The organism is Caballeronia cordobensis, assembly GCF_001544575.2.
Lineage (GTDB): Bacteria > Pseudomonadota > Gammaproteobacteria > Burkholderiales > Burkholderiaceae > Caballeronia > Caballeronia cordobensis.
Map to the genome: position 1 here is coordinate 1 of NZ_FCNY02000050.1, position 9,488 is coordinate 9,488.

General features: G+C 64.1%; 10 protein-coding genes and 1 tRNA gene. 5 read left to right on the forward strand and 6 right to left on the reverse strand.

Features of this window, described 5'->3' with window-relative positions:
* Nucleotides 1–121: 121 nt before the first annotated feature.
* The 3 genes from trmB to AWB70_RS37855 form a co-directional block, all read right to left on the reverse strand.
* Nucleotides 122–868 (reverse strand): tRNA (guanosine(46)-N7)-methyltransferase TrmB, encoded by a 747-nt coding sequence (gene trmB, locus AWB70_RS37845; protein WP_053567706.1) that lies wholly within the window; start codon nt 866–868, stop codon nt 122–124.
* A 66-nt stretch (nt 869–934) separates the two neighbouring features.
* Nucleotides 935–1,009, reverse strand: a tRNA-Gly gene (locus AWB70_RS37850).
* 52 nt (nt 1,010–1,061) lie between these two features.
* A complete protein-coding gene (locus AWB70_RS37855) occupies nt 1,062–1,622 on the reverse strand; it encodes a YggT family protein (RefSeq protein WP_014190769.1) in 561 nt (186 codons plus the stop codon).
* Nucleotides 1,623–2,151: 529 nt separating this feature from the next.
* Between AWB70_RS37855 and AWB70_RS38615 the strand changes: the two genes are divergently transcribed.
* The 3 genes from AWB70_RS38615 to AWB70_RS37865 all read left to right on the forward strand — a co-directional run bounded on the left by AWB70_RS38615 (nt 2,152) and on the right by AWB70_RS37865 (nt 4,324).
* Complete coding sequence (locus tag AWB70_RS38615) at nt 2,152–2,574, forward strand: hypothetical protein (protein ID WP_143281751.1); 423 nt, start codon at nt 2,152–2,154, stop codon at nt 2,572–2,574.
* Nucleotides 2,575–2,907: 333 nt separating this feature from the next.
* Entirely contained in the window at nt 2,908–3,231 is a 324-nt protein-coding gene (locus AWB70_RS37860; RefSeq protein ID WP_014190771.1) for a hypothetical protein, read from the forward strand.
* 127 nt (nt 3,232–3,358) lie between these two features.
* Nucleotides 3,359–4,324, forward strand: a complete 966-nt coding sequence (locus AWB70_RS37865) for a threo-3-hydroxy-L-aspartate ammonia-lyase (RefSeq protein ID WP_053567707.1) — start codon at nt 3,359–3,361, stop codon at nt 4,322–4,324.
* 36 nt (nt 4,325–4,360) lie between these two features.
* On the opposite strand, the gene AWB70_RS37870 is transcribed toward AWB70_RS37865, so the two are convergent.
* Genes AWB70_RS37870 through AWB70_RS37880 form a run of 3 tightly spaced genes read right to left on the reverse strand, consistent with a single transcriptional unit; the run spans nt 4,361 to nt 7,628 of the window.
* Nucleotides 4,361–5,029 (reverse strand): LysE family translocator, encoded by a 669-nt coding sequence (locus AWB70_RS37870; RefSeq protein ID WP_053567708.1) that lies wholly within the window; start codon nt 5,027–5,029, stop codon nt 4,361–4,363.
* A 2-nt stretch (nt 5,030–5,031) separates the two neighbouring features.
* Nucleotides 5,032–6,030 (reverse strand): asparaginase, encoded by a 999-nt coding sequence (locus tag AWB70_RS37875; protein ID WP_053567709.1) that lies wholly within the window; start codon nt 6,028–6,030, stop codon nt 5,032–5,034.
* The gene (locus AWB70_RS37880; RefSeq protein WP_053567710.1) at nt 6,027–7,628 is read right to left on the reverse strand and encodes a UbiD family decarboxylase; all 1,602 of its coding nucleotides are present in this window, start codon (nt 7,626–7,628) and stop codon (nt 6,027–6,029) included. Before AWB70_RS37880 ends, AWB70_RS37875 begins: the two co-directional genes overlap by 4 nt.
* 338 nt (nt 7,629–7,966) lie before the next feature.
* Between AWB70_RS37880 and AWB70_RS37885 the strand changes: the two genes are divergently transcribed.
* Together AWB70_RS37885 and AWB70_RS37890 are read left to right on the forward strand one after the other, a co-directional pair.
* The gene (locus AWB70_RS37885; RefSeq protein ID WP_143281752.1) at nt 7,967–8,221 is read left to right on the forward strand and encodes a hypothetical protein; all 255 of its coding nucleotides are present in this window, start codon (nt 7,967–7,969) and stop codon (nt 8,219–8,221) included.
* Nucleotides 8,218–9,369, forward strand: a complete 1,152-nt coding sequence (locus AWB70_RS37890; protein WP_053567712.1) for a transglycosylase SLT domain-containing protein — start codon at nt 8,218–8,220, stop codon at nt 9,367–9,369. Before AWB70_RS37885 ends, AWB70_RS37890 begins: the two co-directional genes overlap by 4 nt.
* Nucleotides 9,370–9,488: the final 119 nt, after the last annotated feature.

A 9,488-nucleotide genomic window follows, 5' to 3' on the forward strand; every position in this document is an offset into this window, starting at 1 on the left:
TAGGCGTCGGTTTCTTGAGCATGGCGCTCATTTAACGACAAAGCCCTGGCAAGAGCCAGGGCTTTGTCAGCAGTCTGACGCCACGGCTTGCCGTGGCGTTTTCGTTTGATGGCCGATGCGCTCAGCGGCGGCGGAACATCAGATCCCACACGCCGTGCCCGAGGCGCAAACCCCTTCGCTCGAACTTCGTGACCGGACGGAAATCCGGGCGCGGCGCGTAACCGTCGGCGGTGTTTTCCAGCGCGGGTTCGGCCGACAGCACGTCGAGCATCTGCTCCGCGTAGTTCTGCCAGTCGGTCGCGAGATGAATATAGCCGCCCGGCTTGATGCGCGACACGAGCAGCGCGACGAACTTCGGCTGAATCAGGCGGCGCTTGTGATGACGTGCCTTGTGCCACGGATCGGGGAAATAGATATGCACGCCGTCCAGGCTGTCGGCTGCGATCATGTGTTCGAGCACTTCGACGGCGTCGTGCTGAAGGATGCGGATATTGCCGAGCGCCTCTTCGCCGATCAGCTTCAGCAGCGCGCCGACACCCGGCTCATGCACTTCCACGCCGATGAAATCGTCGCCGGGACGTGTGGCCGCGATCTCCGCCGTGGTCGCGCCCATGCCGAAGCCAATTTCGAGAATGCGCGGCGCCTGCCGGCCGAAGACTGCGCTCCAGTCGGCGAGTTGCGGCGAGTAGGGCACGACATAGCGCGGACCGAGTTCGTCGATCGCGCGCTGCTGGCCCGGCGACACGCGGCCCGCGCGCGTGACGAAGCTGCGAATGCGGCGGTGATGCAGCGTCGAGGCTTCGTTCGTTTCGGGTGAGGCGTTATCTTCGATGCCGTCGGCGGCGTCGTCCTGGGGATCGTGGTTCATGACTAGGCGATGCTGGAAATCAAAAAGCCGCCCAAGCGTGACTTAGGGCGGCTTTCGAGATGATTCTGGAGCGGGCGATGGGAATCGAACCCACGTCTGTAGCTTGGGAAGCTACGGTAATGGCCATTATACGACGCCCGCGAGAGCCGACTATTGTAAGCGCAACGCGTCCCGCGACGCAATTGCGCGGCCTTCAGATCCCGAACAAGGTCATCGAAACGGCGGCCCGCGTCACGACCATCAGCAGCACCTGCACGATCACGAACAGCAGAATCGGCGAAAGGTCGATGCCGCCCAGACGCGGCAGAATGCGCCGCAGCGGATCGAGGAAAGGCGCGGTGATCTGATAGAGCAGCGGCATGGCCGGCGACTGCGGATTGAGCCACGAAAGCAGCGCCATCAGAATCGTCACCCAGATGATGAGGTTCAGCGCCCACTTGACGACAGTCAGCAACGCGACGAGCAGCAGCATCGGCAACATGAGCGTCGGATCGATGCCGGCGAGCACGACCATCAGCGTGACATACACGGCCGACGCGATGAACGCGGCGAGAATGCTCGCCCAGTCGATCTTCCCGCCGGGCAGGATCTTGCGCAGCGGCAGCACGATCCAGTTGGTCGCCTGCATCACGGCATTCGAAACCGGGTTGTAGGGCGGCATGCGCACGACCTGCATCCATGCGCGCAGCAGGAGCGCCGCGCCGAACAGCGTGAACAGCGTATTGAGCAAAAAGCGGGCGATATCGCCGAACATCTCGGGTCCTCTAGGATAACTGCGCAGTGTCGCGACTTGCGCCGGGTCGTGAAGCGGAAAAGGCAGGAAAGACGAAAGGCGCTACCGGACGATGCGAAACCCGCACGTCATTCCGGTGAGGCGGCCGTCCGCGCGGCGCGAATCGTGAAAGCTGACCTTGATCATTGTTCGTTCTCTGGACTCGAATATCGTGCAGAAGTCATCCGAACGCGCGGCGCCGGTTCGATGAAGCCTCGCGATTTCCTGATGGCGGCGCCTGAATGCCCCGTCCATCGAGCCTGCCCGATGGAGCGCCGGACGTCACCATAACATGGCTTTAATGCGGCTTGGGGACGTTGTCGCACGCGCCGCGCGCGATTCGCCGCGCGCGCACGCGAAAGACGATGAAAGCATTCGGAAAGCCGGTTTTCCGGCCGGCCGCCAGCATCGGAAAACCCTAGTGTTGCCATTTCGAGACGGTCCCGAAAAGCTAATTTCACGCAAAGCTGGCAGGATATAAAGACAGAAAGCGAAACAGCGGATCGGTGCTATGACGGCGATTGTTGCCCCACCGGCGGTACGGGTTTTGAACGAAACGCGGTTTTCACGCCGCGGCTGGCTGCTCGAAACGGCATGCTTTCTGCTGAATGTGGTTAAACGCACATGCGCGCGAAGACTTGGTTTCTTTGCGAACATCGAGGGACGAACAGGGCGCTCAATATTAAAGACAACACGATTCAGCGGGAACGGCGCGGCGCTAGCTGACGGCTTTTCCCTTCACGGGTTTCATTCGCTACGTTCGGAGGTCGCCATGAGCATTTTCTCTTATCGAAAGCATCTGCGATTCTTGAGCCAGACCCAGCGGCGCTGCTGGTGGGATCAGAAAAAGCGCCTGACGCCCCGGGTCGTGATCGGCGCGGCTTATGTGCCGCCCAACGTCACACGCGAATTTGCCTATATCAAAGTGGGCTGAGCCGCGCTTTAGGAATATCAGGTAATACATGAAAAGCCCCGCTGGGCGAATCGTCCGGCGGGGCTTTTCCGTTCTTTTGTAAATATACGTTACGCGGTTTTATTCGCGACGCATGCGGTCTGTCCCGCGCCGCCTGCCGAGGTGCGTCGAACGGTCGATCGGGGCCTTGCCGCGCGCTTCGTCTCGCTTTCAAATTCGCATGCGCGTTAAGGAACTTGCAATTTGCAACAAATGGCCGCTGCGACGCCCCCGCTTTTTCGATAAATTGTTTTCATGCCGTCGCTCGCGAGCCGTTTAGACCGGCCAACGCGCGAAGCGACGAGGAGAACGATAGTGAAAAAGCTCGGTGGGTTACTGGTTGCCGGCGCGCTTGGCGCGGGCTTCGTGAGCGCTGCACAGGCGCATGTTTCGGTGGGCGTCGGTATCGGGGTGCCGGCTTATCCGGTGTATGCCGCACCGCCGGCTCCCGTTTATGTGGCGCCGCCGCAGCCGGTGTACGTGGCGCCGCCTCCGCCGGTCGTCTATGCGCCGCCGCCCGCGGTGGTTGTCGGCGGTTATCCCGGTTATGGCTATGGCTACTACGGCCGGCCCTATTACCGGCATCACGGTTATTACCGTCACGGGCCGGGTTACGGGCCGGGCTACTGGCGCCGCTAAGCGACCTTGCCGGGACGACATGAGAGGCGATGCAACGTGCATCGCCTTTTTCATGCACGCGCGGCTTTTGAATTTTGCGATGGAACTGGGACAATGGTGATCCTCTTCACCTCACGCTCCCACGCCGATGTCCTCACTTCCCGCTCCCACATTCGATGACGTCGCCGACGCCGCGCGCCGCATCGAAGGCTTCGCCCATCGCACGCCCGTCCTGACTTCGCGCACCGCCGACGACATCGCGGGCGCGTCGCTCTTTTTCAAGTGCGAGAACTTCCAGCGCATGGGCGCGTTCAAGTTCCGCGGCGCGTACAACGCGCTCTCGCATTTCGACGAGCGCCAGCGCGCCGCGGGCGTCATCACGTACTCGTCGGGCAATCATGCGCAGGCGATCGCCTTGTCCGCGAAACTTGCCGGCATCCGCGCGACGATCGTCATGCCAGAAGACGCGCCCGCCGCCAAGATGGAAGCGACGCGCGGCTACGGCGGCGAAGTCATCACCTACGACCGCTACACGCAAAGCCGCGAGGAAATCGGCCGCAAGCTCGCCGAGGAGCGCGGCATGACGCTGATTCCGCCGTACGATCATCCGCACGTGATTGCCGGGCAGGGGACGGCGGCGAAGGAGCTGATCGAGGAAACCGGCCCGCTCGACTATCTCTTCGTGTGTCTGGGCGGCGGCGGGCTCATCGGCGGATGCGCGCTCGCGGCGGCGGCGCTGTCGCCGGACTGCAAGGTGATCGGCGTGGAGCCGGAAGCGGGCAACGACGCGCAGCAGTCGCTCGCGCGCGGCGAGATCGTGCATATCGAGGTGCCGCGCACCATCGCCGATGGCGCCGCGGCGACGCACATCGGCGAATACAACTTTCCGATCATCCAGCGTCACGTCGATCGGATCGTCACCGTGAGCGATGCGCAGCTCGTCGAGACGCTGCGGTTCTTCGCGCAACGCATGAAGATGGTCGTCGAGCCGACGGGCTGTCTCGCGGCGGCCGCGGTGCTGCAGAAGATCGTGCCGGTCGAGGGCAAGCGCGTCGGGGTGATCGTGTCGGGCGGCAACGTCGACTTGCCGAAGCTCGCTCAGTACCTCGCGTGAAGTGTGAGCGCGGGTGAGCGCGGGTGAGCGCGGACGTTACGACGCCGCGTGCACGATCAGATCGCGGTAGCCGTTGACGATCACGCTGTAGGCGAAGTACGCGAACAGCGCGGCGGACATCACATGGCAGGCGCGCAGCAGTTGGGTTCCCGCGCGCTTTCTGCCGTGGCTCGCGAGCGTGCAGACGAAGAGCGTCCAGCCGAGCCCGCCGGCGAAGAAGCCGGCGAGAAACACGGACGCGCTGATCGGACTCGTCGCGCCCGCTTTCGCGATAAGCGCGCCGCCGACCGCCGCGAACCAGAGAATCGCGCTCGGCGACGACACCGCGAGCAGGCAGCCGCGCACGAAACTCTTCCAGTGCTTCGGACGCGGCACGGTGAAATCCGCCTCGCCTTCGACGGGCGGCGCGGACGCCGGATTGAGCGCTTCGCGCGCCATCTTCCAGGTGAGAAACAGCAGCACGATCGAGCCGCCGATCCACACGACCCAGCGCACCGGCTCGAACTGCAACAGCGCCGACATGCCGGCAAGCGCGAGCGCGGCATAGGCCAGATCGCCGAAACACGAGCCAAGACCAAGCACGAAGCCCGGTTTGAAGCCGTGCGTCAACGCAAGCGAAATGATCGCGACATTCGCGATGCCGATATCCAGGCACAACGACAGCGACAGAAAAAACCCGTCCGACAGCAACGACCACGAATGCATTTTTATTCTGGGTGAGGGTGAAGCGTGAAGCTCACGTCGAGCCGGCCGGTCGGCACGCCCATCGTGTTGCGCGTCGGCGGATTGCGGAAGGCGGCAAGCGCGTCGCGCTGCTGTTGCGTGCCGATGCCGAGCTGGTCGAGCACGTGAACGACGACCGCGTTCACCACCGACGTGTTGCCGTCCTCGACCTTCACCGCGATGCCGAGCGGTCCTGCCTCGCGACGCACGCCGATCGCATAGCTCGCGTCCGCGCCCGTTTTGCCGACGAGTTCGCCGCCAAATGCCTGCATCAGCAGCGTGCAGAAGCGTCCTTCGCCCGCGACGAGCTCGGGATGCGACGTCATTGCGCGATGAATACGCGCGAGCGGCGAGCCTTCGGGCGCGCCCGCGATTTTCATGTACAGCCGTGCGAGACGATCGAGCGGGAACGCGGGTGTGGGCAGATTGCAGCCGTCGATGGCCCATTGCACGTCGTCATCGGCGAGATCGAGCACGCGCGCCATGGTGTGCTTCACGCGCACTTGCAACGGATGGTCCGGCAAGTGGTAATCGAGCCTGGGCACATCCATCGCCCGCGCGCCCGCGAGCATGCCGGCGTGCTTGCCGGAGCAATTGCTGCAGGCGGGCGTCGGCGTGAAATCGCGCCTGATCCAGTCGCGATACACCGCATCCGAAATCGGTGGATGGCCGCCGCAGCGCAGATCGGCTTCGCTCGCGCTCGACTTCGCGAGCATCGCCAGCGCGCGTTCGATATGACGCGGCTCGCTGCTATGCGAGCCGCACATGAGCGCGAGGTCTTCGTCGCTGAAGCCGAAACGCTCCAGCGCGCCGGTCTCGATGACGGCGAGCGCCTGCGCGGGTTTCGCCGCCGAGCGCGGCAGCGTCACGCGATGCGGATCGCCGAAGGCATGCACGAGCCGCCCGTTGGCGTCGACGACGGCGACGTGCGCTTTGTGCGTGTTTTCGATGACGTCGCCCCGAAAGAGCGTGGCCGCGATCATCGCTTGTCCTCCAGGCCGAGTTCGGACCACAGCGCATCGACGCGGCGTTTCACGGCTTCATCCATCACGATCGGGCGGCCCCATTCGCGATTCGTCTCGCCGGGCCACTTGTTGGTCGCATCCAGCCCCATCTTCGAGCCGAGGCCCGCGACCGGCGACGCGAAATCGAGATAGTCGATCGGCGTGCTGTCGACCATCACGGTGTCGCGCACCGGATCGACGCGCGTCGTGATCGCCCAGATCACTTCCTTCCAGTCGCGCACGTTGACGTCTTCATCGACCACGACGATAAACTTCGTATACATGAATTGCCGCAGGAAGCTCCACACGCCGAACATCACGCGTTTCGCGTGGCCGGCGTAGCTCTTCTTCATCTGCACGATCGCCATGCGGTAGCTGCAGCCTTCGGGCGGCAGATAGAAATCGGTGATCTCGGTGAACTGCTTCTGCAACAGCGGCACGAATACTTCGTTGAGCGCGACGCCGAGCACAGCGGGCTCGTCGGGCGGTTTGCCGGTGTAGGTCGAATGAAACAAGGCGTCGCGGCGCATCGTGATCTTCTCGACCGTGAAGACCGGAAACCATTCCTGTTCGTTGTAATAGCCGGTGTGATCGCCGTAGGGCCCTTCGAGCGCGTGCTCGTATGTCGCGGCGGCGGAGCCCGACGGTCGCGGCGGCGCGCCTTCGGGCAGGGGCGGCGGCGCGCCGTCTTGCGGATGGATGAAGCCTTCGAGCACGATCTCCGCGCGTGCCGGCACCTGCAACGTATCGACACCCGGCGTCAGGCACTTCGCGAGTTCGGTGCGCGAGCCGCGCAAGAGCCCGGCGAACTGATATTCGGACAACGAATCGGGCACGGGCGTCACCGCGCCGAGGATCGTCGCGGGATCGGCGCCGAGCACGACCGCCACGGGATACGGCTTGCCCGGATTCGCGAGCGCAAATTCGCGGAAATCGAGCGCGCCGCCGCGATGCGCGAGCCAGCGCATGATGAGCTTGTTGCGCCCGATCAACTGCTGCCGGTAGATGCCGAGATTCTGGCGCGGCTTGTTCGGCCCGCGCGTGACGGTGAGGCCCCACGTGAGCAGCGGTCCGGCGTCGCCCGGCCAGCAGGTCTGGATCGGCAGCCGATGCAGATCGACGTCCTCGCCTTCCCACACCACTTCCTGGCAAGGCGGCGCGCTCACCGACTTCGGCGCCATGTCCCACACGGCTTTCGCGAGCGAGAGCAGCTTGCCGGCGTCCTTGAGGCCTTTCGGCGGCTCCGGTTCCTTGAGCGCGGAAAGCAGCCTGCCGACATCACGCAGCGAGCTCAGCGCGGCGACATCGCTGCCAAGGCTCACATCCGCACCGCTCTGCGCTTCGGTCTCGATACCCATGCCGAGCGCGACCCGGCGTGTCGTGCCGAACAGGTTCGCGAGCACGGGCATCGTGTGGCCGGTGGGCGCTTCGAACAGCAGCGCCGGACCGCCCACGCGCAAGACGCGATCGGAGACTTCGGTGATTTCGAGAACCGGGGAGACGGGCTGCCGAATGCGGCGCAGTTCACCGAGCGCTTCGAGGCGGGCGGTGAAGTCGCGCAGATCTTTGTATTTCATCGATGGTCGAAAGTGGGCTCGAAGGCGCCCGGCGCACGAGGCAGGCAGGGCGGGACGGCTGCGCGCTAAGCGATTGTCGATTTTACCTGCGTACGCGTCCGTGCGTTGGGGGACATTCAGCATGTTCTGCTTGGAAGCGCCCGAACGACGTGCTATTCGGGCGCTGAACGGTGTTCAATATAACTGTAAGTAATTGAAACAGAAGTCTTTAGCATTGACGGATCATTAAACGCTGGTAGAATCGCTTGGCATTGACTGCAGGTTCTTAAACTTTTTACCTTAGCCTCAGGTTCTTCGGACGCACATGCGTCGCCTGCGCCGCTCCTGCCCGGCGATTCATGGCTGTTTGGTTGTCACGGCCGGCGTTTTGCACGCCGGTTTTTCGCGTGGAAGGCCACGTGCGCATTCAGGGCATGCAGTTCGTGCCGCGCAACCCGGCGATCTTTTGCCGGATCGGCTTTCCAGACGGCGCATGCCGTATCCCCGATGCCGCTTATGCTTGCCAAGCGCGAGCGGTGTCTGATTTGCGCGTCGAATACGTCGTTTATTCGTATTCATCTGCGCAAATCATGCAACATTGGGAGTATCGATGAATGCTTCAGCTTGGTGGGGTTCGGACACCCGCGCCGCGCAGATCATGCGCGTGGCGCTGCGTCGCGGACGCCGTTTGAGTCACCATCTCTTCGCCGTGGTCGGTTGCGCGGCTGTCGTGAGCGCGCTCGCCTTGTGGCTGGCGCCGTCCTGGCGCACCACGTTCGCCGCCAGAATCATGCCGTTCGTGTCGGCGGCCGTGCAGGCCGGACCGGCGCGTCTGCTCGCCGGTCAGCCGCTGCCGCCGTTCTCGGCCGTGCATCGCCAGCCGAGCGATCCCATGCTTCCCGTGAACCTTGCGGCGAACGCCGCCTCGGCCAAGTCGAAGGCGCCGGCCGCTGTCGTGCCGTCGCTCGGCGCTGCCGCGACCGACGACGCCAGCACGCATCACCTGACCGGCGGCATCAGCCTCGCGGTTTCGCCGAACGGACTTGATCCGCGCACGATGCCGTCCGTCGGCATGCTCGCCAACCTGATCCCGGCGCAGCGCATCGCCGCCGACGCGCGCGACGACCGCGTGCTCGTCTCCACGCGCGAGCAGAAGCTCGTCGCGAACTTCATCGCCCGCCGCTATCGCGTGGCGGAAGACCCCGTCAGCCAGCTCGTGCGCGCGGCGTTCGACACGGGCCGCGAAGTCGGTCTCGATCCGCTGCTCCTGCTCTCCGTGATGGCGATTGAATCGGGCTTCAATCCGTATGCCGAAAGCGGCGTCGGCGCGCAGGGCCTGATGCAGGTGATGTCCAAGGTTCATTCGGACAAGTTCCAGTACTTCGGCGGCTCGCACGCGGCGCTCGATCCGCTCGCGAACATCAAGGTCGGCGCGCTCGTGCTGAAGGACTGCATCGCGCGCGGCGGTTCGGTGGCGGGCGGCCTGCGCTACTACGTCGGCTCGACGACGCAGGACGACGGCGGTTACGGCGCGAAGGTGCTGGCCGAACGTTCGCGTCTGCGCGATGTCGCGCGCGGCCGCAACGTGCCGATCAACGCACCGCAGGCGCCGGTTCAGACGGCCGCGCCGAAGCAGGTGCTGGCATCGGCCGCCGCGGACAAGCGCGTCCACGTGACCATCGACACGGCGAAGAAGTCGGCATCGCAAGACGATGGCGACGGCGACACGAAGCATGTCGCTTCGGCGGAATTCGGCGCGTAAGTTTTACGTCAGTCAAAAGAAAAGGGCACCGGTCGGTGCCCTCAGACTGCTGACCAACCCCACGTTTTCTCAACGTGGGGTTTTCTTTTTCACCCGAAGGCGATTTGAGCGCTCACCGG